Source organism: Pseudokineococcus sp. 1T1Z-3 (assembly GCF_037482365.1).
GTDB lineage: Bacteria > Actinomycetota > Actinomycetes > Actinomycetales > Quadrisphaeraceae > Pseudokineococcus.
In genome coordinates this window covers 309,406-331,186 of sequence record NZ_JBBHZF010000023.1, presented here as the reverse complement: position 1 = coordinate 331,186, position 21,781 = coordinate 309,406, and the positions used below count along the sequence as shown (strand labels likewise).

The 21,781-nt window shown below is 75.8% G+C and carries 21 protein-coding genes; 12 read left to right on the top strand and 9 right to left on the bottom strand.

Going from position 1 to position 21,781, the window contains the following annotated elements; genetic code table 11:
* Nucleotides 1–22: 22 nt before the first annotated feature.
* A complete protein-coding gene (locus WDV86_RS08965; RefSeq protein WP_339567278.1) occupies nt 23–1,000 on the bottom strand; it encodes an NADP-dependent oxidoreductase in 978 nt (325 codons plus the stop codon).
* A 72-nt stretch (nt 1,001–1,072) separates the two neighbouring features.
* On the opposite strand from WDV86_RS08965, the gene WDV86_RS08960 reads away from it, so the two are divergent.
* Nucleotides 1,073–1,552, top strand: coding sequence for a MarR family winged helix-turn-helix transcriptional regulator (locus WDV86_RS08960; protein ID WP_339567277.1), 480 nt, complete (start codon nt 1,073–1,075; stop codon nt 1,550–1,552).
* On the opposite strand, the gene WDV86_RS08955 is transcribed toward WDV86_RS08960, so the two are convergent.
* Nucleotides 1,520–2,257, bottom strand: coding sequence for an HAD family hydrolase (locus tag WDV86_RS08955; protein WP_339567276.1), 738 nt, complete (start codon nt 2,255–2,257; stop codon nt 1,520–1,522). The genes WDV86_RS08960 and WDV86_RS08955 overlap by 33 nt on opposite strands.
* 164 nt (nt 2,258–2,421) lie before the next feature.
* Between WDV86_RS08955 and WDV86_RS08950 the strand changes: the two genes are divergently transcribed.
* From WDV86_RS08950 to WDV86_RS08930, 5 genes are read left to right on the top strand one after another with little or no spacing between them, the layout of a single operon-like run.
* Nucleotides 2,422–4,014, top strand: coding sequence for an ABC transporter substrate-binding protein (locus tag WDV86_RS08950; RefSeq protein ID WP_339567275.1), 1,593 nt, complete (start codon nt 2,422–2,424; stop codon nt 4,012–4,014).
* The gene (locus tag WDV86_RS08945) at nt 4,011–4,952 is read left to right on the top strand and encodes an ABC transporter permease (RefSeq protein WP_445263006.1); all 942 of its coding nucleotides are present in this window, start codon (nt 4,011–4,013) and stop codon (nt 4,950–4,952) included. Before WDV86_RS08950 ends, WDV86_RS08945 begins: the two co-directional genes overlap by 4 nt.
* A 53-nt stretch (nt 4,953–5,005) precedes the next feature.
* Complete coding sequence (locus WDV86_RS08940) at nt 5,006–5,875, top strand: ABC transporter permease (protein ID WP_445263005.1); 870 nt, start codon at nt 5,006–5,008, stop codon at nt 5,873–5,875.
* Between the two features lie 38 nt (nt 5,876–5,913).
* Nucleotides 5,914–6,969 carry an ABC transporter ATP-binding protein gene (locus tag WDV86_RS08935; RefSeq protein WP_445263004.1) on the top strand — a complete coding sequence of 352 codons (1,056 nt, stop codon included), beginning with the start codon at nt 5,914–5,916 and terminating at the stop codon, nt 6,967–6,969.
* Entirely contained in the window at nt 6,966–8,024 is a 1,059-nt protein-coding gene (locus WDV86_RS08930; RefSeq protein WP_339567272.1) for an ABC transporter ATP-binding protein, read from the top strand. The genes WDV86_RS08935 and WDV86_RS08930 overlap by 4 nt, the downstream gene beginning before the upstream one ends.
* Before the next feature lie 114 nt (nt 8,025–8,138).
* Here WDV86_RS08930 and WDV86_RS08925 read toward each other — a convergent pair whose 3' ends face one another.
* Complete coding sequence (locus WDV86_RS08925; protein WP_339567271.1) at nt 8,139–8,543, bottom strand: MerR family transcriptional regulator; 405 nt, start codon at nt 8,541–8,543, stop codon at nt 8,139–8,141.
* Between the two features lie 16 nt (nt 8,544–8,559).
* Nucleotides 8,560–10,026: a SulP family inorganic anion transporter gene (locus tag WDV86_RS08920; protein WP_445263003.1), complete on the bottom strand. Its 1,467-nt coding sequence runs from the start codon at nt 10,024–10,026 to the stop codon at nt 8,560–8,562.
* A 520-nt stretch (nt 10,027–10,546) separates the two neighbouring features.
* On the opposite strand from WDV86_RS08920, the gene WDV86_RS08915 reads away from it, so the two are divergent.
* Nucleotides 10,547–12,283 carry an alpha-amylase family glycosyl hydrolase gene (locus tag WDV86_RS08915; protein ID WP_339567269.1) on the top strand — a complete coding sequence of 579 codons (1,737 nt, stop codon included), beginning with the start codon at nt 10,547–10,549 and terminating at the stop codon, nt 12,281–12,283.
* 82 nt (nt 12,284–12,365) lie between these two features.
* Here WDV86_RS08915 and WDV86_RS08910 read toward each other — a convergent pair whose 3' ends face one another.
* Nucleotides 12,366–12,725, bottom strand: coding sequence for a VOC family protein (locus tag WDV86_RS08910; RefSeq protein WP_339567268.1), 360 nt, complete (start codon nt 12,723–12,725; stop codon nt 12,366–12,368).
* Nucleotides 12,726–12,798: 73 nt separating this feature from the next.
* Complete coding sequence (locus WDV86_RS08905; RefSeq protein ID WP_339567267.1) at nt 12,799–13,386, bottom strand: CGNR zinc finger domain-containing protein; 588 nt, start codon at nt 13,384–13,386, stop codon at nt 12,799–12,801.
* Nucleotides 13,387–13,445: 59 nt separating this feature from the next.
* Between WDV86_RS08905 and WDV86_RS08900 the strand changes: the two genes are divergently transcribed.
* Nucleotides 13,446–14,519 (top strand): EamA family transporter, encoded by a 1,074-nt coding sequence (locus WDV86_RS08900; RefSeq protein ID WP_339567266.1) that lies wholly within the window; start codon nt 13,446–13,448, stop codon nt 14,517–14,519.
* 86 nt (nt 14,520–14,605) lie between these two features.
* Here WDV86_RS08900 and WDV86_RS08895 read toward each other — a convergent pair whose 3' ends face one another.
* Together WDV86_RS08895 and WDV86_RS08890 are read right to left on the bottom strand one after the other, a co-directional pair.
* Nucleotides 14,606–15,493 carry an ABC transporter permease subunit gene (locus WDV86_RS08895; RefSeq protein WP_339567265.1) on the bottom strand — a complete coding sequence of 296 codons (888 nt, stop codon included), beginning with the start codon at nt 15,491–15,493 and terminating at the stop codon, nt 14,606–14,608.
* Entirely contained in the window at nt 15,490–16,446 is a 957-nt protein-coding gene (locus WDV86_RS08890; protein ID WP_339567264.1) for an ATP-binding cassette domain-containing protein, read from the bottom strand. The genes WDV86_RS08895 and WDV86_RS08890 overlap by 4 nt, the downstream gene beginning before the upstream one ends.
* Nucleotides 16,447–16,601: 155 nt before the next feature.
* Here WDV86_RS08890 and WDV86_RS08885 point away from each other — a divergent pair, with 155 nt between their 5' ends.
* From WDV86_RS08885 to WDV86_RS08875, 3 genes are all read left to right on the top strand, one after another.
* Nucleotides 16,602–17,807 carry a cation:proton antiporter domain-containing protein gene (locus WDV86_RS08885; protein ID WP_339567263.1) on the top strand — a complete coding sequence of 402 codons (1,206 nt, stop codon included), beginning with the start codon at nt 16,602–16,604 and terminating at the stop codon, nt 17,805–17,807.
* A 110-nt stretch (nt 17,808–17,917) separates the two neighbouring features.
* Nucleotides 17,918–18,280: a YidH family protein gene (locus WDV86_RS08880; RefSeq protein ID WP_339567262.1), complete on the top strand. Its 363-nt coding sequence runs from the start codon at nt 17,918–17,920 to the stop codon at nt 18,278–18,280.
* 47 nt (nt 18,281–18,327) lie between these two features.
* Entirely contained in the window at nt 18,328–18,696 is a 369-nt protein-coding gene (locus tag WDV86_RS08875) for a DUF202 domain-containing protein (protein ID WP_339567261.1), read from the top strand.
* Between the two features lie 72 nt (nt 18,697–18,768).
* Here the strand turns inward: WDV86_RS08875 and WDV86_RS08870 are convergent, their stop codons facing one another.
* Nucleotides 18,769–19,389 (bottom strand): TetR/AcrR family transcriptional regulator, encoded by a 621-nt coding sequence (locus WDV86_RS08870; protein WP_339567260.1) that lies wholly within the window; start codon nt 19,387–19,389, stop codon nt 18,769–18,771.
* Nucleotides 19,390–19,519: 130 nt separating this feature from the next.
* Here WDV86_RS08870 and WDV86_RS08865 point away from each other — a divergent pair, with 130 nt between their 5' ends.
* On the top strand, nt 19,520–21,778 hold the full coding sequence (locus WDV86_RS08865) for a glycoside hydrolase family 3 C-terminal domain-containing protein (protein WP_339567259.1): 2,259 nt from the start codon (nt 19,520–19,522) through the stop codon (nt 21,776–21,778).
* Nucleotides 21,779–21,781: the final 3 nt, after the last annotated feature.

Sequence of the window (21,781 nt, the reverse complement as noted above, 5' to 3'; positions counted from 1 at the left end):
CGGCCGGCGGGGCCGGCGTCGCTCAGACCACGAGGACGGTCTTGCCGCGGCCGTCGACCTCCACGTGCCGGTGCGCGGCGGCGCCCTGCTCGAGGGGGTAGGTGGCCTCCACGGGCACCCTCAGCTCGTCGGCGTCGACCATCGCGGCGAGCGCCGCGAGGTCGTAGGAGCGGGCGGCGGTGCGGACGGCGACCAGGCGGTCCCGGCCCCCAGGCGCACCCGGGGTCGGGAGCCGGCGGGCCAGCGACCCCACCAGCGCGTCGGGGGAGATGCCGCGCGTCGTCACCGCGGTGCCCCCGGCGGCCAGCAGCGCCCGCTGGTCGGCCCACGGCGTCCCCCCGTGGGCGTCGAGCACGACGTCGAAGCGCTCCCCGGCCCGGGCGAGGTCGCCGAGCGCGGTGGTCCGCCGGTCGAGGGTCCGCTGGGCGCCCAGGCCGGCGACGTACTCCCGCTTGGCCGCGCTCGCGAGGGCGGTGACCTCGGCCCCGTGGCGGCGGGCCAGCTGGACGGCGTAGGCGCCGATGCCGCCCGAGGCGCCGAGGACGAGCACCCGGGCCCCCGGGGGGCGGGTCGCGAGCCCGGCGTGCCGGCGCAGCGCCTGCAGGGCCGTCAGCCCGGCCAGCGGCAGGGCGGCCGCGACCTCGAGGGGCTGGCTGCGAGGAGCCAGGGCGGCTCGGTGCTGCTCGACCAGCACCCGCTCCGCCTGGCCGCCGCCGCCGTGGCCGAGGAGGGCGACGACCCGGTCGCCGGGGCTGAAGGCGCTGACGGCCGGCCCGCAGGCGAGGACCTCGCCGGCGACGTCGAAGCCGGGCACGAAGGGCAGCCGGCCGGCGGTCACCACCCGCCCGCCCCCGCGGCGCAGACCCAGGTCGGTGCCGTTGACGCTCGAGGCGGCGACCGCCACCAGCAGCTCCGTCCCCCGGGGCGGTCGCAGGTCGGCGACCTCCTCGACGGCCAGGACCTCTGGGCCTCCGTACCGGGAGAAGACCAGTGCGCGCATGCGGCTCCCTCGTGACGTCACTGCTGTGTCAGGTCACCTGACACAGTAGGTGGGGTCAGTAGCGTCCGCCGGGTGGACGACGAGCCGCTGGCCTTCCTCCTGCTGCGTGCGAGCCGGTGGTTCGACCGACAGCTGCTCGAGCGGCTCGAGGCGCGGGGGTGGCCCCGGCTCTCGTCCGCGCAGTCGCTGGTGTTCCCGCACCTGGTGCAGGGCGGCGTCTCCCCGGCCGCGCTGGCGCGGGCGCTGGGCAGCACCCGCCAGTCCTCCGCCGAGCTCGTCGGCGGGCTGGTCCGCCTCGGGCTGCTGGAGTCGCGGGTCGACGGCCGCTCGCCCCGCCGCCGGGTGGTCGTGCTCACGCCGCGGGGCGAGCAGCTGGCCGCCGACGCCCGCACGGTCCTGGACGAGCTGGAGGCGGAGCTGGCCCGGGGTCCCGGCGGGGTGGACGTCCGTGCGTTGCGGAGCTCGCTGGTCGCCGACGCCTTCACCGGACGCCGAGGGCAGGCCCCGCCCGGCGAGCGGTCAGGCGCCGGGCAGGAGCGCGCCGACCGGTGAGTCGTCGAGGTGCTCGAGCAGGTCGGCGGGCGTCGCGTAGACGGCGGCCGCCCCGGCGGCCAGCAGCTCCTCGCGGGAGCTGCCGCCGCAGGTGAGCCCGATGCAGGGGACGGCGGCGTCCCCCGCGGCCTCGACGTCCCAGACGGTGTCGCCCACGGCGACGCACCGGCTCGGCTGCAGGTCGTGCGCCTGCGCCGCCCGCCCGAAGATGTCGGGCGAGGGCTTGGCGGCCTCGACGTCGCTGGAGGTCAGGACGCCGTCGAGGGCGTCCTGCGCCCCGACGGCCGGGAGCATCCAGTCCAGGTCGTCCTGGCCGCCGCTGGTGGCCAGGACGACGGTGAGGCCCCGCCGCGACAGCTCGGCGACCAGGTCGCCGGCGCGCGGGAAGGCCCGCACCTCCTCGCGGAGCTCGGCGTAGAAGTCGGTGTGCCCCTGGGTGACGGCGGCGACGAGGTCGGCGTCGACGTCGTCGGATCCGGGCGCGCCGAGCCCGTCGCCGAGCACCCTGCGCACCAGCTCCTCGCTGCCGAGCCCGATCGCACGGTGCAGCACGGACATCGGCACAGGAGCTGCTCCTGCCTGCCGCAGGGCCCGGGCCCACGCCACGACGTGCAGGTAGTTGGTGTCGAGCAGCGTGCCGTCGACGTCGAGCAGCACCCCGACCCGGTCGGGGGAGCGTGCGTCGTGGTCGTCGTCGTCAGTCACGCGGCGACGGTAGGGCGGTCCTCGCCGACGCACCTGTCGAGCCCACCGGAGAGGCTCCCGGCGGAGCCGGGTGTCGACCGCTGCGGTCACGACGCCGCAACGATCGACGGGAGGCCGCGCCCGTGGGGCCACGACGCGCGGCCAGAGGAGGAAGGTCCTCGGCCATGACCGACCACTCGGCCCGCACCCTCGTCCGTCGCCAGGCCGCTGGCACCTCCCGGCGCGCCGGCGCCCTCGCGGCGACGGCCGCGGCCGCGCTGGTGCTCGCCGCCTGCTCCGGCGGCGGCGAGGGCGTCGACACCGGGGCGGGCGGCGGCGCGGGAGGGGGCGACGGCTCGGGCGGGACCCTCGTGGCGGCGGTCAGCGCCCAGCCCGACCAGCTCGACCCGCACGTGACCAGTGCCTACGCGAGCTTCCAGGTGCTCGAGAACGTCTACGACACCCTCGTCGTCCCCTCGCCCGAGGACCTCGTCATGGAGCCGAGCCTCGCCACCGGGTGGGAGACGAGCGAGGACGGGCTCACCTGGACCTTCACCCTGCGCGAGGGTGTGACCTTCCACGACGGCAGCGACCTCGACGCCGCCGACGTCGTGTACTCCTTCAACCGCATCATCGACGAGGAGCTCAACCCCTCGTTCCGCTTCGCCGACGTCGCGTCCGTCGAGGAGGGCGACGGCGGCACCGTCGTTATCACCCTCACGCAGCCGACGCCGAACCTCCTCGCGCTCATCGGCTCCTACAAGGGCCTCGCGATCCTGCCCGAGGGCGCCGCGGAGGACTACGACCTGACCACCGAGGCGGTCGGCACCGGGCCCTTCGCCCTGGAGAGCTCCGACGCCAGCGGCACGGTGCTGGCCGCCTACCCCGACTACTGGGACGGCGCACCGACCGTCGACGGCGTCGAGTTCCGCTACATCACCGAGCCGGCGGCCGCCCTCACGGCGCTGCAGACCGGCGAGGTGCAGTGGACCGACAACGTCCCGCCCCAGCAGGTCGAGGCGCTGGAGTCCGACGACGCCGTCGAGCTCGCCACCGTCGAGAGCGTCGACTACTGGTACTTCTCCATGAACTACGACGTGCCGCCCTTCGACGACCCGGCGGTCCGGCGCGCCATCGCGACGGCCGTCGACCGCGAGGCGGTCGCCGAGGCCGCGACCTTCGGCGCCGGGCAGGCCAACCAGACGGCCATCCCGCAGGGCAGCTTCTACGCCAGCGACTACGCGCCCTACCCCTCCGACACGGAGGCGGCGATCGCCATCCTCGAGGAGGCCGGCGTGCAGACGCCGATCCAGATGGGCCTCATGGTCACCGACGAGCTGCCCGCGAGCGTGACCGCGGCCCAGGTCGTCGCGGCCCAGCTGGAACCGATCGGCGTCGAGGTCTCCATCCAGACCGAGGACTTCGCCACCTGGCTGGACCGCCAGTCCCAGGGTGACTTCGACGCGTTCCTGCTGAGCTGGCTGGGCAACATCGACCCGTTCGACTTCTACCAGTCCCAGCACATCACCGACGGGGCCAGCAACTACCAGGGCTACAGCAACCCCGAGGTCGACGCGCTGCTGGAGGAGGCCGCCGTCGAGACCGACGAGGACGCGCGCAAGGCCCTCTACGACGAGGCGTCGGCGATCATCGTCGACGACGCCTCTTACGTGTACCTCTACAACCCCGACGTCGTGCAGGCCTGGGCGCCGGGCCTGTCCGGGTACACCATCCGCGCCGACCGGGCCATCAACTTCGAGCAGGTGGAGCTCCCCTGACCGCCTACCTCCTGCGGCGGCTCGGCCAGACCGCCGTCGTGCTCGTCGGGGTGAGCGTCCTCGTCTTCGCGCTGGTCCACCTCGTGCCCGGGGACCCGGTGCGGCTGGCGCTCGGGACGCGCTTCTCCCAGGAGTCCTACGACGCGCTGCGCGAGCGCAGCGGGCTCGACCAGCCGCTCCTGGTGCAGTACTTCACCTGGGCGGGGCGGGCGCTGACGGGCGACCTCGGTGTCAGCTTCCGCACCGGCGAGCCGGTGACGCTGCTCATCCTCGAGCGGCTGCCGGCCACCCTGCTCCTCGCGGGCGCCGCGATCGTCGTGGCCCTGCTCATCGCCGTGCCGCTGGGCACGGTCTCGGCGCTGCGCCCGCGCACCCTGCTGGACCGTGCGGCGACGGTGGTCAGCCAGGCCGGCATCTCGATCCCCGACTTCTGGATGGGCATCGTCTTCATCCTGCTGTTCGCCGGCACCCTCGGGTGGCTGCCGACGGGCGGCTACGTCTCACCGGCCGACGACCCGGCCGGCTTCCTCCAGCGCCTGGTCATGCCGGCCGTCGTCACCGGCGTCGTCTCGGGGTCGGTGCTCACCCGGTTCGTGCGCTCCAGCGTGCTCGAGGCGCGGGGCGCCGACCACGTGCGGACGGCGGAGGCCAAGGGCCTGGGCACGCGCGTCGTGCTGTCCTGGCACGTCCTGCGCAACGCGCTGCTGCCGCTGGTCACCGTCACGGGCGTCCAGCTCGCCTACCTGCTCTCGGGGGTCGTCGTCGTGGAGATCGTCTTCTCCTGGCCGGGGCTGGGCCAGCTCGCGCTGCAGGCGGTGCAGTCCCGGGACTACCCCGTGCTGCAGGGTGCCGTGCTGCTCTTCGCGCTGACCTTCCTGGTGGTCAACCTCGTCGTCGACCTCCTCTACACCCGCCTCGACCCGCGGATCCGGGTGTGAGCGCCGACCCGGCCGGCGCCGACGCAGCCGGCGACGCGACGCCGGCCGCGCCGATGCGCCCCGAGCGGCCCCGCTGGCGCGAGACGCTCGGCCTGCTGGCGCGCAACCCGACAGCGGTGGTCGCGGCGGGCGTCATCACGCTCGTCGTGCTCGTGGCGGTCTTCGACGATCTGGTCGCGCCGACCGACGGCCTCGGCGTCTCGATCCCCGACCGGCTGCTGCCGCCGAGCCTGGCGCACCCCTTCGGCACCGACGAGCTGGGCCGGGACGTGCTCTCCCGCGTCGTCCTGGGCGCGTCGGTCTCCCTGCGCGTCGGGCTGGTCGCCGTCGGCATCTCCCTGCTCGTCGGCACGACGACCGGGCTGGTCGCGGGCTTCTACGGCCGCTGGGTCGACGACGTGCTCATGCGCGTCATGGACATGCTCTTCGCCTTCCCCGCGGTGCTGCTGGCCATCGCGGTGCTCGCCGTGCTGGGGCCGGGGACGACGAACGCGACCATCGCCATCGGCGTCGTCTACATCCCGATCTTCGCCCGCGTGACCCGCTCCAGCGTGCTGTCGGTGCGCGAGGAGGTCTACGTCCGCGCCTCCCGCTCGGTGGGGGCGGGTGACCTGCGGCTGCTCGTGCGGCACGTGCTGCCCAACGCGGCGCCGCCCGTCATCGTGCAGACCTCCGTGAGCCTGGCCTTCGCCGTCCTGTCCGAGGCGGCGCTGTCCTTCCTCGGCCTCGGCACGCAGCCGCCGTCCCCGTCGTGGGGGCTGATGCTCGCCGAGGGGCGGGGCTTCATCCAGGTGGCCTGGTGGATGTCGGTCTTCCCCGGCCTGGCGATCTTCCTGCTCGTGCTGTCCTTCAACCTCCTCGGCGACGGGCTGCGCGACGTGCTCGACCCCCGTCAGCGCACGGCCATGGGCGGTGGCCGGTGAGCCGCCGCAGCGCCGCCGGCGAGCGAGCGCCCGCGCCGGTGACGGGCTCGCCGCTGCTGGAGGTCGAGGACCTGCGGGTGCGGCTGCGGACGCCACGCGGGCCCGCCGACGTCGTGGGCGGGCTCAGCTACGCGGTCCGCGCGGGCGAGACGGTGGCCGTCGTCGGGGAGTCCGGCAGCGGCAAGAGCGTCTCGGTGCTGGCCCTGCTGGGCCTCCTGCCGTCGCGGACCGCCACGGTGACCGGCAGGGCGCTGCTGGCGGGTGAGGACCTGCTCGCCATGGGCCCCCGTCGGCTGCGGGAGGTCCGTGGGCCCGGCGTGGGGATGGTCTTCCAGGACCCGATGACCTCGCTCAACCCCGTGCTGTCCGTCGGCCGCCAGCTGACCGAGGGCCTGCGCGCGCACGAGGACCTCTCCAGGGCCGCGGCGCGTGACCGGGCTCGGGAGCTGCTGGCTGAGGTCGGGCTGCCCGACCCGCGCGGCGCGCTGGACCGCTACCCCCACCAGCTCTCCGGCGGGATGCGGCAGCGCGTGATGATCGCCATCGCGCTCAGCTGCTCGCCGTCGCTGCTCATCGCCGACGAGGCGACGACGGCGCTCGACGTCACGGTGCAGGCGCAGATCCTCGACCTCGTCGAGCGGCTGCGCTCCGAGCACGGCACGGGCGTCATCTGGATCACCCACGACCTCGGCGTCGTCGCGGGCATCGCCGACCGGGTGCTCGTCATGTACGGCGGCCGGTGCGTCGAGGACGGCAGCGCCGAGGACGTGCTCACCCGACCGCGGCACCCCTACACGCGCGGTCTGCTCGGCGCGCTGCCCGACCTCGCCGAGCCCGGGGCGGACGGCGAGGTCCCCGAGCTGCGGACCGTGCCGGGGACGCCGCCCCAGCCGACCGCGCTGCCACCAGGCTGCGTCTTCTGGCCGCGCTGCCCCGTGCGCTCGGACCCGCGGTGCGAGCACGAGCAGCCGCCGCTCGCAGCGGTGGGCCGGCCGTCGTCGGCGGTGTCGACGTCGGCGTCGGAGGAGGGGGCCGCAGGGGCGGGCGGCGTCGTCCACCGCGCCGCGACCTGGTGCGAGGAGGAGGCCGGATGACGGCGACGAGCGGCGCCCGTGCGGGCGGGCAGGAGGCGGGCGCGGACGTGCTGGTGCGCGTCCGCGGCCTAGAGGTGCACTTCCCGGTCAGGAGCGGGCTGCTGCGCCGGACGACGGGCGCGGTCCGGGCCGTCGACGGCGTCGACCTGGACATCCGCCGCGGCGAGACCCTCGGCCTGGTGGGCGAGTCCGGGTGCGGCAAGTCCACGCTCGGCAACGCCCTGCTGCGGCTCGTCGAGCCGACGGGCGGGCAGGTCTCCTTCGACGGCCAGGACGTCCGCGGCCTGTCGAGGCGGGGGCTGCGGACGCTGCGCCGCCGCGCGGGCATGGTCTTCCAGGACCCGTTCGCCTCCCTCGACCCGAGGCTGACCGTGGCGCAGACGGTCGCCGAGCCGCTGGAGGTGCACGGCCTGCACGAGGGTCGGCAGGCCCGCGCCCGGCGCACGGGCGAGCTGCTGGAGCTGGTGGGCCTGGACCCGGCCGTGGCGGGCCGCTACCCCCACGAGTTCTCCGGCGGCCAGCGCCAGCGCGTCGGCATCGCGCGGGCGCTGGCGGGTGAGCCGGACTTCCTGGTGTGCGACGAGGCGGTGGCCTCTCTCGACGTCAGCGTGCAGGCGCAGGTGCTCAACCTGCTGCGGCGGCTGCAGCGCCAGCTCGGGCTGACGTACCTCTTCGTGTCCCACGACCTCTCGGTCGTCCGGCACCTCTCGGACCGCATCGCGGTGATGTACCTCGGCCGGGTCGTCGAGGTCGGGCCGGCCTCGGCGGTCGGCACCGACCCGCAGATGCCCTACACCCGAGCGCTGCTCTCGGCGGTGCCGACGCCCGACCCGGCAGCCGAGCGGGGCCGCCAGCGCGTCGTCCTGCGCGGCGACGTCCCCTCGCCCGCGGCCGTGCCCAGCGGCTGCCGCTTCCACACCCGGTGCCCCGAGGTCTTCGACCCGTGCGCCGACGTCGACCCGGCCCTGCAGCCCGTCGGCGCGCCCGGCCAGCTCGCCGCGTGCCACCTCCACGGCGTCGTCTCCCAGACCGACGCCCTCGCTCCCGGCACCTAGTCGTCGAGGTGCCGCGCAGGTGCCCCACTCCCGGCAGGTAGTCGTCGAGGTGCCGGGAGAGGCCGGGTGCGGCGGCAGGTAGTCGTCGAGGTGCCGGGTGAGGGGAGGGCCGGGTCAGCGGCTGCGGAGCCGGCCCAGAAGCTCCTCGGCCATGGCGACGCGCTCGAGCATGCGGGCCCGGGCCTCCTCGGCGAGGACGACGTACCCGGCGAGCCGCTCCCGCAGCGCCGCGTCGTCCTCGCCGGACGCCGACGCCAGCGCGCCGACGACGTCGAGCAGCTCGCGCATCTGCTCCAGGGAGAAGCCGAGCGGCTTCATCCGGCGGATGAGCAGCAGCCGCTCGACGTCGTCCTCGGCGTAGAGCCGGAACCCGCCCTCGCTGCGCGCCGACGGGCGCACGAGGTCCACCTCGTCGTAGTGGCGCAGCGTGTGCAGCGAGAGCCCGGTGATCTCGGCGACGCGGCCGATCTGCAGCGGCTTCGTCGCGGTGGACGGCGGGCACCCGTCCACGTCCGTCACCGCCCGGCCACCCACGTCAGTGCCCCGCGCCCAGGTGCCCGGAGAGCCGCTCGCGGCGCGCGGCGCTGTGCTCGTCGAGCCCGACGATGCTCACCCGCTTGCCGTGCCGGGCGTACTTCGTCTCGACGGCGTCCAGCGTCGCGACGGTCGAGGCGTCCCAGACGTTGGCGTCGGTCAGGTCCACGACGACGTGCTCGGGGTCGTTGACGTAGTCGAACTGGTTGACCAGGTCGTTGCTGGAGGCGAAGAACAGCTGCCCGGTCACGGCGTAGACACGGGTGCCCTCCTGGTCGGTCGGGACCTCCGTGACCTCCGTGAGGTGCGCGACCCGGCGCGCGAACAGCGTCATCGCCACGAGCACGCCCGCGACCACGCCGTAGGCGAGGTTGTGCGTGAGCACCGTGACGGCGACGGTCGAGAGCATCACCGCCGTCTCCGAGAGCGGCATGCGTCGCAGCGTCGAGGGCCGCGCGCTGTGCCAGTCGAAGGTGCCGACGGCCACCATGACCATGACGGCGACGAGGGCGGCCATGGGGATCGTCGCGACGACGTCGCCCAGCCCCACCACGAGGGCCAGGAGGAAGACGCCGGCGAGGAACGTCGAGATCCGCGTCCGCGCGCCGGAGGTCTTCACGTTGATCATCGTCTGGCCGATCATCGCGCAGCCGCCGAGGCCGCCGAAGAAGCCAGTGACGATGTTGGCACCGCCCTGGCCCCACGCCTCGCGGGACTTGTTCGAGCGGGTGTCGGTGACGTCGTCGACGAGCTTGGCCGTCATGAGCGACTCCAGCAGGCCGACGACGGCGACGGCGAGCGCGTACGGCGCGATGATCTGCAGCGTCTCGACCGAGAAGGGCACGTCGGGCACGAGCAGCGACGGCAGGTCCGAGGGCAGCTCGCCCTGGTCGCCGACGTCCGGCACGGCCACCGAGGCGAGGACGACGAAGCCCGTGAGCGTCACGATCGCGACGAGCGGCGAGGGCACCGCCGTCGTGAGCCGCGGCAGCAGGACGATCACGGCGATGCCGACGGCCACCATCGGGTAGACGACCCACGGCACGTCGCGCAGGTAGGGCAGCTGCGAGGTGAAGATGAGGATCGCCAGCGCGTTGACGAAGCCGACCATGACGCTGCGCGGGATGAAGCGCATGAGCCGCGCGACGCCCGAGACCCCGAGCACCACCTGGATCACGCCGCCGAGGACGACGGCGGCGAAGAGGTACTGCACGCCCTCGGAGGCCACGAGCGGCGCGAGGACGAGCGCCGTCGCCCCCGTCGCCGCCGAGATCATCGCCGGCCGGCCGCCGAGCACCGAGATCGTGACGGCCATCGTGAACGAGGCGAAGAGCCCGAGGCGCGGGTCGACGCCCGCGATGATCGAGAAGGCGATGGCCTCGGGGATGAGCGCCAGCGCGACGACGAGGCCGGCGAGCACCTCGATCCGCAGCCGCCGCGGGTCCTTGAGGGCCTGCAGCACCGAGATGCCGTTGTCCGGCGGCGTGGGCGTGGTGACCCGACGGCGCTCGCCGGTCTGACGGACCGCCCGCCCGCCGGGGCTCTCGTCAGCGGCCTCGGCGGGGCTCTCGGCCGGACCGGGCGGCACGGCGCCGACGCTGGCGTCGTCGGTCGTCGTGGTGCTCGTGAGGGTGGTCGTGGCGCCGGCGTCGGGGGAGCCGCCGGCTCGCTCGCTCGGCTCCTCGGGCGTCGCGTCGTCCGGGCGCGGGCTGGTGTCGGGCACTCGTGTCTCCAGGGCGGGGCGCGTGCGCGCCCACGGTCGGTAGGGGCGGCGCGACGGTGCACCGGAGGGGTCGGGGGCCGGCGCCGGGCAGGGCGGCGCACGCAGCGGAGCAACTCTACCCTCGCCCGAGGGTCGGGAGGGTTCCGCTGCCCCATCGGGCCCGCACCGCTCGGGCCGCACGTCCAGGTCGGGCGCACGTCCAGGTCGGGCGCACGTCCGGGGGGCGCCGGGTCCAGGTGGCGGGCCGGCATGCCGATAGGCCCCCATGGCCATGTCGACCGCGACGGGGAGCAGCCCGGTCGCCGCGAACGCCCCCGCCGCGCCCGCCACGGGCTCCGGCGCGCTCGTCCGCCTGCCGCGCCAGCGCACCGCTCCTGCGCCGGCGGACGCCTGCGCCACGGCCGACGCCTGGTGGCGCGACGCCGTCGTCTACCAGGTGTACCTGCGCAGCTTCGCCGACGGGGACGGCGACGGCGTCGGCGACCTCGCGGGGCTGCGGGCGCGGCTGCCGCACCTGGCCTGGCTCGGCGTCGACGCGCTGTGGATCACGCCGCACTACCCCTCGGGCGGCGCCGACGGCGGCTACGACGTCTGCGACTACCGCTCGGTCGACCCCGAGCTCGGCGACGTCGACGACGTGCGCCGGCTCGTCGAGGACGCCCACGCCCTCGGCCTGCGGGTGCTGCTCGACGTCGTCCCCAACCACACCTCCGACGCCCACCCGTGGTTCCGGGCGGCGCTCGCGGACCCGAGCAGCCCGCACGCCCGCAAGTACGTCTTCGCGCCGCCGTCGCCGGAGCCGCCCAACCGGTGGCGCAGCCTCTTCGGCGGGCCGGCCTGGTCACGCACCCCCGACGGACGCTGGTACCTGCACCTGTTCTCCCCCGAGCAGCCCGACCTGGACTGGCGCGAGCCGTCCGTCGCCGAGGACTTCGACGCGACGCTGCGCTTCTGGCTCGACCTGGGCGTCGACGGCTTCCGGGTCGACGTCGCCTACGGGCTCTTCAAGGACGCGGCGCTGCGCGACAACCCCGGCGAGTACTCCCCGACGCTCTTCGGGCACGGCGACGAGCAGTGCCACACCTGGGACCAGCCGGAGGTGCACGCCGTGTGGCGCCGCTGGCGCGCGCTGGTCGACTCCTACGGCGCGGACGGCGGCAGCGCGCGGATGCTCGTCGGCGAGGTCTGCCTCGCCGACCCGGAGCGGGTCGCGGCCTACGTGCGGCCCGACGAGATGCACCAGGCCTTCGCCTTCCGGCTGCTGAAGTCGCGCTGGGACGCCGAGGCCTTCGAGGACGGCGTCCGTCCGGCGCTGGAGGCCTTCGAGCGGGTCGGTGCGCCGGTCTCCTGGGTGCTCGGCAACCACGACAAGGACCGCCAGGTCACGCGGTTCGGCGGTGGCGCGCAGGGGCTCTCGCGGGCTCGGGCGGCCGCGCTGCTGATGCTCGCGCTGCCGGGCTCGGCCTACCTCTACGCCGGCGAGGAGCTGGGGCTTCCGCAGGTCGTCGTCCCCGACGAGGCCAGGCAGGACCCGATCTTCGTCCGCTCCGGTGGCGCGCGCGCCGGACGTGACGGCTGCCGCGTCCCGATGCCGTGGACGGACGGGCCGTCGGCGGGCTTCTCGGTCGCCCCGGGGCGGGGGGCGCTGCCCGCGGCGCCGTGGCTGCCCCAGCCGCAGGGCTGGGCGGAGCTGTCGGTGCAGGCCCAGGCCGCCGACCCGACGTCGACGCTGCACCTCTACCGCGCCGCGCTGGTCCTGCGGCACGAGCACCGGGCGCTCGGGCGCGGCCACGCCGCCGTCGAGCGTCGCGGCGACGTCCTGCTCGTCCACCGCGGCGACGAGGCCACCGGCGTCGTCACGTGCGTCGTCAACATGGGCGCGGTCGACGTCGTCGTCGTCCCGGCAGGGGAGCTGCTGCTGGCGTCCGAGGCCTCGGTGACGCACGCCGACGGCGCCCTCACGCTCCCGCCCGGCACCGCAGCCTGGTCGCTGGAGCCCTGACCCGACGCCCCCTTCGGACTTCGTAGCCCTTCTTCGTCTGCGGGGCGCCTGAGGGGGGACTTCGTAGCCCTCCTCCGAAGCGTCAGAGCGGCTGGGTGAGGTTGACGGCGTTGCCGTCGGGGTCTGCGGCGTGGGCGACGCGCTCGCCCCAGGCCATGTCCTGCGGGCGGGCGAGCACGGTGCCGCCGAGGGCCTCGACCCGGCCGACCGCGCGGGCGACGTCGTCGACGCCGAAGGAGAGCACGACCCGCCCGCCCTGCCCGGTCTCGACGTCCTCGTCGGTGACGACCGTCAGGCGAGCGCCGCCGGCCTCCAGCGTGACGGCGAAGGCCGGCCCTTCCTCGGGCGTGCGCTCGACGACCTCGGCGTCCAGCAGCCCCGTGTAGAAGGCGGCCAGCGCCTCGGCGTCAGGGGTGACGACGACGGGCTCGAGCGTGGTCACGGCGTTTCCCTCCGGGGTCGACGAGCGGCAGGCGCCCACGGTCGCAGGCCCCGGCTCGTCGGCGCGACGAGGGCTACGCGCCAGAGCTGCGGGCGCGGTAGGCGGCGGCGGCGGCGCGGTTGCCGCAGCCGCCCTCGCAGAAGCGGCGGGAGCGGTTGCGGGAGAGGTCGACGAGGACGTCGTCGCAGTCCTCCGCCGCGCATGTGCGCAGGCGTGAGCGCTCGCCGGCGCGGACGACGTCGACCAGGGCCATCGCGGCCTCCACCGCCATCCGCTCGGCGAGCGGCGCCTCGGGGGTCGTGGCGTGCAGGTGCCAGTCCCAGCCGTCGTGCCGCACGAGCTGCGGCAGCGCGCCGGCGCGGGCGAGCAGGTCGTTGACGCCGGCGACCTGCTCCTCCTCCTCGGCCTGCCACATCGCTCGCAGCTCCGGCCGCAACGCCCGCACCGCCTCCAGCTCGGCGAGGTCGTGGCGGCGCGAGCCCGTGTAGTCCCACCGCCGCACGAAGTCGTCGAGGTCAGCCGGCGTCGCGAGCCCCTCCTCCTGCCCGCCCGGCCGGACGCTCGGCGCGGTGTTGACGAGGGCCGCCGCCGTCGCCAGCGAGGTCTCTGTGTCATGGGTGAACACCATGTTGACTCCTGATGCCTCCGTCCGTACCGTCATCAGCGTAACGACAGTTGACTCATGACGGGCTGTGCTGGCCCGCGCCGGGAGGAGGAGCAGTGACGACGACCACCGCGACGGCGGCAGACCCCACGGCGGGCGGGGTGAGCCCGAGGACGCCCAGCGTGCCGGGCGCCGAGGCCGCCCGCGCGACGCCAGGCCGCACCCGCGCCGTCGGGCTCGTCGTGGCGCTGCTCTCGGCGCTCGCCTTCGGCACGTCGGGGACGCTGGGCAAGGGCCTACTGGAGTCGGGCTGGTCGCCGGGCGCCGCCGTCCTCGCCCGCGCGCTCGTCGGTGCGCTCGTGCTCGCCGTCCCCGCCGCCCTCGCCCTGCGCGGGCGCTGGCACCTCCTGCGGGCGGACGCCGGCACCGTGGTCGCCTTCGGGGTCGTGGCCGTGGCGGGCTGCCAGCTGGCGTACTTCACGGCCGTGCAGACCGTCGACGTCGCCGTCGCCCTGCTCGTGGAGTACCTCGCGCCCGCGCTGCTCGTGCTCCTCGCGTGGGCCCGCGGCCGCCGGCCGAGCCCGCTCGTCCTGGTGGGCACGCTCGCGGCGCTCGGCGGGCTCGTGCTCGTGCTGGACGTGACGGGCGGTGCGCAGGTCGACCTCGTCGGCGTGGGCTGGGCGCTCGTCGCGGCCTGCGGCCTCGCCGCCTACTTCCTGCTCTCGGCGCGCCCCGGCGCCGGCCTGCCGCCGCTGGCCCTGGCGACGGGCGGGCTCCTCGTCGGCGCGGCGGTCCTCGCGCTCGCCGGCCTCGTCGGGCTGCTGCCGCTGACGACGTCGACCGCGGACGTCGCCCTCGCCGGCGCCCTCGCGCCGTGGTGGGTCGCCGTGCTCGCGCTCGGCGTCGTCGCCGGGGCGGTCGCCTACGCCACCGGGGTGGCCGGTGCGCGGCGGCTCGGGTCGCGCACGGCGTCCTTCGTCGGGCTCACCGAGGTCGTCTTCGCCGTCCTCGTGGCCTGGGTGCTGCTGGGCCAGCTCCCTGTGCCGGTCCAGCTGCTCGGCGGGGCGCTCATCGTCGCCGGCGCCGTCGCGGTCAACGCCGACGAGGGCCGCCTAGCGCGCACCACCCGCCCGGCACGCACTGGCCGCCGTCGCGCGGCCGTCCTCGTGGAGGGACCGCCGGCTCTCTGAGGCGCTTGGGCGCCCGCTCGCCGCGGGCGACGACCGCAGCAGTCCTGGTCACCGGGCGTCGCCGCCGTGCCGCTCGCCGCGGCGGCTCAGGCGTCGCGACGCTGCAGCAGCAGGAGTCCGGCGAGGACGGGGACCAGGGCCCAGCCGAGGAGCACGAGCACCGCGGCCGTCGTCCCGTACGGCGCCGAGCCGTCGAGCTGGGCGAAGGACAGCGCGGCCGAGACGGGCGTGTGCTCCGACGCCGTCGTCAGCCAGTCCACGCCGAAGACGGGCAGCAGCGGCGGCGCGACGAAGACGAGCGCCACGAGCAGCGTGATGGTGCCGGCGGTGCTGCGGAGCACCGCGCCGACGCCGAGCCCCAGCAGGGCGAGCGAGACCATGCCGGCCGCGTTGGCGAGGACGGCGCCGAGCACCCCGTCGTCGCCGAGCCCGACCCGCACGTCCTCGGGGAAGAACGACGCGCCGAGCAGCAGCGCGGCGAAGGAGACCACCAGCGCGACGACGCCCGCGAGCACGAGGAGCACGAGCGCCTTGGCCACGAGCACCGGCCAGCGGCGGGGGACGGCGGTCAGCGTGGCGGTGATGGTGCCGGTGGCGTACTCGCCCGTGATCGCCAGCCCGCCCAGGACGGCGAGGAGCAGCGCCGCCAGCGACGTCGAGGACAGGATCGGCACGAGCTGGCCCGTCGGGCCGGTCTGGAACCCGCCAGGGGGCCCGCCGGGCGGCACCTGCCCGCTCGTCTCCGCGGCCTCGAGCGCCTGCGAGACGCCCCAGCCGGACAGCGTGGCGACGCCGATCCCGAGGACCAGGACGACGAGCACCAGGACCCACGTCGAGCGCAGGGTGGCGAGCTTCGCCCACTCGCCCCGGACGACCCTGGGCAGGCTCGCGCCGCCCGACCCGGTGCTCGCCGACCCGGCGACCCCCCGGCGGGTCCCGGGAGACCCTCCGCCCACCGTGCTCGTGCTGCTCATGGTGCGGCCCCCTCGGCTGCGGTCCCGGTGGGCCCGTCCTCGTCCCCGTCGTCCGTGCGGTACTCGCGGCTGTCGCGGGTGAGGGCCATGTAGGCCTCCTCCAGCGTGGAGGTCCGCGCGTGCAGCTCGTGCAGCACCACGCCGTGGTGGCCTGCCACCTCGCCGACGCGGGCGGCCGTGGCGTCGTGCACCTCGAGCCGGTCGGCGTCGTCCGTCGTGGCGACGCGCGCCCCGACGTCTTGCAGCAGCTCCGTGAGCCGCGCGGCCTGCGGCGAGCGCACGGTGACGGCGGCGTCCTGCGTGCGGGCCGTGAGCTCGGTGACGCTCGTGTCGGCGAGCAGGCGGCCGCGGCCGACGACGACGAGGTGGTCGGCGGTCTGCGCCATCTCGCTCATCAGGTGGCTGGAGACCAGGACGGCGCGTCCTTCGGCCGCCAGCCCCCTGAGCAGGGTGCGGATCCACAGGACGCCGTCGGGGTCGAGCCCGTTGACCGGCTCGTCGAGCATGACGACGGCCGGGTCGCCGAGCAGTGCCGTCGCGATGCCGAGGCGCTGGCCCATGCCGAGGGAGAAGCCGCCGACGCGCTTGCGGGCGACGCCGGTGAGCCCGACGAGGTCGAGCACCTCGTCGACGCGCCGGGCCGGGATGCCCTCGGTGCGCGCGAGGCCCAGCAGGTGGGAGCGGGCGCTGCGGCCGGGGTGGACGGCGCGGGCCTCGAGCAGCGCCCCGACCTCGCGCAGCGGCGCCGCGTGCTCGCGGTACGGCTTGCCGCCGACGAGCGCCTCGCCGGACGTCGGCCGGTCCAGGCCGAGGAGCAGGCGCATCGTCGTCGACTTCCCGGCGCCGTTCGGCCCGAGGAACCCGGTGACGGAGCCCGGCCGCACGGTGAAGGAGAGGTCGTCGACCGCCGTCTTCGCGCCGTAGCGCTTGGTCAAGCCCTTGGCCTCGATCACCGCGCCAGGCTACGGACGTCGGTGCCAGATGACGGCGGCGGCGCCGACCTCGCGCCGGGTGGCCCGCCGCGGCCGGGTCGACCACCATGCGCTGGGCGGCCCGCCGTGGCGCGCCGGTCCCGGGCCAGGGCACCGCGCACACGAGAGGGGACGTCGTGAGCCAGCTGCACCTCGTCTACGCGGTGGTGGGTGCCGTCGGCGTCGCCCTGGCGCTGCTCAGCACGGTGGTGCGCCGCTCGCCGGTGAGCGAGCCGCTCGTCGCGCTCGGGCTCGGCGTCCTCGTGGGGCCCGCCGTCCTCGGGCTCGTCGTCGTCCCCGACGACGTCCGCGACCCCCTGCTGCTCGAGGGCACGCGGTTGCTGCTGGCCTGGTCGGTCATGGCCGCGGCGCTGCGCTTCCGGTACCGCGGGATGCGCACGGTCGTGCGGCCGGTCCTCCTCCTGCTCGTCCTCGTGATGCCGCTGGCGATGCTCCTCGGCGGGGCCGCGGCCCTGGCCATGGGCCTGCCGCTCGGGCTGGCGCTGCTCGTGGGCGCGTGCCTGTCCCCGACCGACCCCGTCCTCGCCTCCTCCGTCGTCTCCGGCGGTCCGGCCGAGAAGGACCTCCCCGCCCGGCTGCGGCAGGTGCTCACGGGGGAGAGCGGCGCCAACGACGGTCTGGGCCTGCCCTTCGTCCTGCTCGGCCTGGCGGCGGTCCTGCCCGGGGAGAGCCTCGGGGCGGCGGCCGGTGAGGCGGTCCGGGAGGTCGTCGTCGCCGTCGTCGTCGGTGTGGTGCTCGGGACGCTCGTCGGGCGCCTGGTGCCGCGCGCGGACGACGAGCGCACGCTCGCCGGCGGCCCCCGCCTCGTGCTCACGCTGCTCCTGGCGGTGGCCGTGCTGGGTGTCGCGCGGGTGGCGGGCGCCGACGGCGTCCTCGCCGTCTTCGTCGCAGGCCTGGCCTACAACCGGGTGGTGCCGACGTCGGACCGCGAGCCGCAGAGCTCCCTCGACGAGGCGGTCAACCGCTACGCCGTGCTGCCCTTCTTCCTCGTGCTCGGCGTCGTCCTGCCGTGGGCGGGCTGGGCGGACCTCGGCTGGGGCGCCGCCGTCTTCGCGGTCGCGGTGCTGCTCGTCCGACGGCTGCCGGCGCTCCTGCTGCTGCACCGGCCCCTCGGGCTGTCGTGGCGCGACGGCGCCTTCGCCGGCTGGTTCGGGCCCATGGGCGTGAGCGCCGTCTTCTACCTCGCCTACAGCCTCGACGAGGGCGTCACCGACCCGCGCCTGTTCGCCGCCGGGTCGCTCGCCGTCGCGGTGAGCACCGTGGCCTTCGGGGCGAGCGCGGCACCGGCGACCCGGCGCTACGGGCGGGTCGCGCAGCAGTAGGGCTGCGGCCCGTGCGCCGTGCGCCGTGCGCCGGGCCCGGTGCGGGCGCGGACCTGCCGACGGGTGGCAGGGTGAGGACGTCGGGCAGCCGGGGCGGAGGAGGGCCACGCGTGGGTGAGCGAGCGCGCTTCCCCCGTCGCGTGTACGCGCACGGCGAGGAGCCCGATCCCCGCTTCAGCCTGGCCAACGAGCGGACCTTCCTCGCGTGGGTGCGGACGGCGCTGGCGCTGCTCGCGGCGGGCGTCGCGGTCGAGGCGCTGGCGCTGCCGCTGCAGGAGACCCTCCGCCAGCTGACGGCCGTGCTCTTCGTCGTGATGGGGCTGCTGAGCTCGGCCCAGGCGTGGTTCGGGTGGGCCCGGGCGGAGCGCGCGCTGCGGCTCGGGCGGCCCCTGCCGTCCCCGGCGCTGTCCGGCGTCGTCGCGGCCGGCGTCGTGCTGGCCGGTGTCCTGCTCGTCGTCGGCGTGCTGCTGTGACCCGAGTGCTGCCGTGACCCGAGTGCTGCTGTGACCCGAGTCCTGCTGTGAGCGGCGCCGGCGAGGTCTTCGACCCGGGCGCGCAGCCGGAGCGGACGCTGCTGGCGTGGCGCCGTACCGCGCTCGCGCTCGGCGTGGGCAGCGCGGCGGTCGTGCGCTTCGTGACGCCGGAGGTGGGCCTGCTTGCCGTCGTCGCCGGCGTCCTCGGCGTGGTGCTGTGCGGCGCCGCGTACGCCGCCACGGCCTCGCGCTACCGCCACGTCACCGCTCGGCTCGTCGACGGCGCCCGCGGGGGCGACGCCGCGCCCGCGGCTCCGCCCGCCTCGCCGGGGGCCGCGTGCGCCGCGTTGTCGGTGTCCCTGCTCGCCGTGGGCGTGGGCGCTCTCGCCTTCGTGCTCCTGCGGGCGCTCGGGTGAGTCGCCGGCCCGGCCCGGCCGACGACGGCGCTCCTACCTCCCGTCAGGCGTCCCACGGTCATGGGCCCACGGCTAGGGGTCCAGCAGCAGCCGGCCCAGGTGCGCGCGCAGGTCCGCCGCCATGTCGAGGTCGGGCCCGGGAGCGTCACGCCCGAGCAGCCACTGCACCTGCAGGCCGTCCATGACGGCGACGAGCCCCCGCGCCGCCGTCGCCGGGACGACGCCGGCTCGCAGGTCGCCGTCTTCGGCCGCCTGCTCCAACGAGCGCGTCAGGTCGGCGACGAGCCGGGCGTAGCGCTCGCGGAAGTAGGTGTGCGCCGGGTGGTCCGGCGCCGTCGCCTCGGCCGAGAGGGTGCAGAACAGCTCGACGACACCGGGGACGGCGGCGTTGCGGCCGACGACGTCGACCAGCCGGCCCAGCGCGGTCGCGCCCCGGGAGCCGGGCTCCTCCGCGGCCGCGTCGAGCTCGTCGCGGCGGCGGAGCACCCCCTCCAGCAGCGCCTCCTTGCGCGGGAAGTGGTGCAGGAGACCGGGGTGGCTCAGGCCGGCCCGCCGGGCCACGTCCCGCAGCGAGGTCCCCCGGTAGCCGCTCTCGCCGAAGAGAGCCAGGGCGGCGTCGAGGATCTCCTCGCGCGCGCGGCGGCCGGTCGCGTAGGCACCGCGTGCCGCCGTCGCCGGCTCCGTGCTCGCCATGGGGCCTCCTGTCGTGTCGTCGCCGCATCGTCCCGCACCTCCGCGCTCCCGCCCGAAGACCTACCGTCTGGTCGGTGTTCGCGCTACGGTGGCGGGCACGGCGACGGCGCCGCACCCGACGAGGAGCCCCATGACCACGCAGACCAGCCCCGGCGCGCTCGACGTCGACGCCGTCATGGCGGCGCTCACGACGGAGGAGAAGATCTCCCTCGCCTCGGGCCAGGACTTCTGGCACACCCAGGGCGTCGAGCGCCTCGGCGTCCCGGCGGTCATGGTCACCGACGGCCCGCACGGGCTGCGCAAGCAGGCGGGGGCCAGCGACCACGTCGGCCTCGACGACAGCGTCCCGGCGACCTGCTTCCCACCCGCCGCCGGCCTCGCGTCGACCTGGGACGTCGACCTCCTGCGCCGCGTGGGGGAGGCGCTCGGCGCCGAGTGCCGCGCCGCGGAGGTGGCGGTCCTGCTCGGGCCGGGCGTGAACATCAAGCGCAGCCCCCTGTGCGGGAGGAACTTCGAGTACTTCTCCGAGGACCCGCTGCTGGCCGGCGAGCTGGCGAGCGCCTTCGTCCAGGGCGTGCAGGGCCAGGGCGTCGGCACCTCGCTCAAGCACTTCGCGGCGAACAACCAGGAGACCGAGCGCATGACGGTCTCCGCCGAGGTCGACGAGCGCACGCTGCGCGAGATCTACCTGCCGGCCTTCGAGCGCGTCGTCACCCGTGCGCAGCCGTGGACGGTCATGTGCTCCTACAACCGGGTCAACGGCGTCTACGCGAGCCAGGACCCGTGGCTGCTCACCCAGGTGCTGCGCGAGGAGTGGGGCTTCCAGGGCCTCGTCGTCTCCGACTGGGGCGCCGTCGACGACCGCGCCGCGGGCGTCGCCGCCGGCCTCGACCTGGAGATGCCGTCCTCCGGCGGCGTCGGCGAGGCCAGCATCCGCGCCGCGCTCGCGGCCGGCCGCCTCACCGAGGCCGAGCTCGACGTCGTCGTCCGCCGCACCCTCGAGCTCGTGACCACGGCGCTGCCCGCGCTCAGCCCAGGGCAGACCTTCGACGCCGACGCGCACCAGGCGCTGGCCCGCGAGGCGGCCCACCAGAGCGCTGTCCTGCTCACCAACGACGGCGTGCTGCCGCTGGACCCGTCGCGGGGAGGCCCGATCGCCGTCATCGGGGAGATGGCGCGCAGCCCCCGCTACCAGGGCGCCGGCTCCTCGCTCGTCAACCCCACCCGGCTGGAGGACGCCCTCGGCGCGCTGCGGGTCGGCACGAGCCGAGAGGTCGTCTTCGCGCCGGGCTACGTCACCGAGCAGGTGCGTGCGGACGACGCCCTGGTCGCCGAGGCCGTCGAGGCGGCGCGCGGCGCCGAGGTCGCCGTCCTGTTCCTCGGCCTGCCCGCCTCGTTCGAGTCCGAGGGCTACGACCGCGAGCACCTCGACCTGCCCGCCTCCCAGGTGGCGCTGCTGGAGGCCGTGCGCGCCGTCAACGACCGCGTCGTCGTCGTGCTGTCCAACGGGTCGGCCGTCGCCGTCGAGGGCTGGGTGCAGCACACGTCCGCGCTGCTCGAGGGCTGGCTGCTGGGCCAGGCCGGTGGCGGCGCGACGGCCGACCTGCTGCTCGGCGTGGTGTCGCCGTCGGGCCGGCTCGCCGAGACCATCCCCGTGCGGCTCGAGGACACCCCCGCCTACGGGGCCTTCCCGGGCGACTCCGGCGTCGTCCGCTACGGCGAGGGCCTGCTCGTGGGCTACCGCTGGTACGACACCCGGCGGGTGCCCGTCTCCTTCCCCTTCGGGCACGGGCTCTCCTACACCGACTTCGGCTACGACGACCTGGCCGTGCACACCGCCGGCACGGGCGCGCAGACGTCGGTCGAGGTCTCCTGCACGGTGACCAACGTCGGCGAGCGGGCCGGCGCGGAGGTGGTGCAGGTGTACTGCGCGCCGCAGGCGCCCGGCGTCCACCGGCCCGAGCAGGAGCTCGTCGGCTTCGTCCGGGTGCCGCTGGAGCCGGGTCAGGCGCAGCGGGTCTCGCTGAGGCTGGACGCGCGCGACCTCGGGCACTGGAGCGAGGTGCACCGCCGGTGGGTGCTGGAGGGGGGCCGGTACGAGGTCCGCGTGGCCAGCTCCTCGCGCGCCGTGCGGCTCAGCCATGTCGTCGAGCTGGAGGGCGAGGACCTCACGCCACCGCTGACCCTGCAGTCCCAGGCGGGCGAGTGGCTGGCGCACCCCGTCGTCGGGCCGCGGCTGCGCGAGCGGCTCGGCGAGGCGGTGGCGGCGCTGGAGGACGGCCAGCACGGCCAGATGATGCGCGCCAACCCGGTCGAGCGGCTCGCGCGCTTCCCCGGGTTCCCCGTGCGCGAGGAGGAGCTGGCGACGCTGCTCGAGGACGCGCGCTGAGGC

Coding starts and splice junctions, on each gene's coding strand:
- WDV86_RS08950 (WP_339567275.1), top strand. CDS start 2,422: ATGACCGACCACTCGGCCCGCACCCTCGTCCGTCGCCAGGCCGCTGGC.
- WDV86_RS08930 (WP_339567272.1), top strand. CDS start 6,966: ATGACGGCGACGAGCGGCGCCCGTGCGGGCGGGCAGGAGGCGGGCGCG.
- WDV86_RS08915 (WP_339567269.1), top strand. CDS start 10,547: ATGGCCATGTCGACCGCGACGGGGAGCAGCCCGGTCGCCGCGAACGCC.
- WDV86_RS08940 (WP_445263005.1), top strand. CDS start 5,006: ATGCGCCCCGAGCGGCCCCGCTGGCGCGAGACGCTCGGCCTGCTGGCG.
- WDV86_RS08865 (WP_339567259.1), top strand. CDS start 19,520: ATGACCACGCAGACCAGCCCCGGCGCGCTCGACGTCGACGCCGTCATG.
- WDV86_RS08895 (WP_339567265.1), bottom strand. CDS start 15,493: ATGAGCAGCACGAGCACGGTGGGCGGAGGGTCTCCCGGGACCCGCCGG.
- WDV86_RS08905 (WP_339567267.1), bottom strand. CDS start 13,386: ATGACGGTACGGACGGAGGCATCAGGAGTCAACATGGTGTTCACCCAT.
- WDV86_RS08870 (WP_339567260.1), bottom strand. CDS start 19,389: ATGGCGAGCACGGAGCCGGCGACGGCGGCACGCGGTGCCTACGCGACC.
- WDV86_RS08965 (WP_339567278.1), bottom strand. CDS start 1,000: ATGCGCGCACTGGTCTTCTCCCGGTACGGAGGCCCAGAGGTCCTGGCC.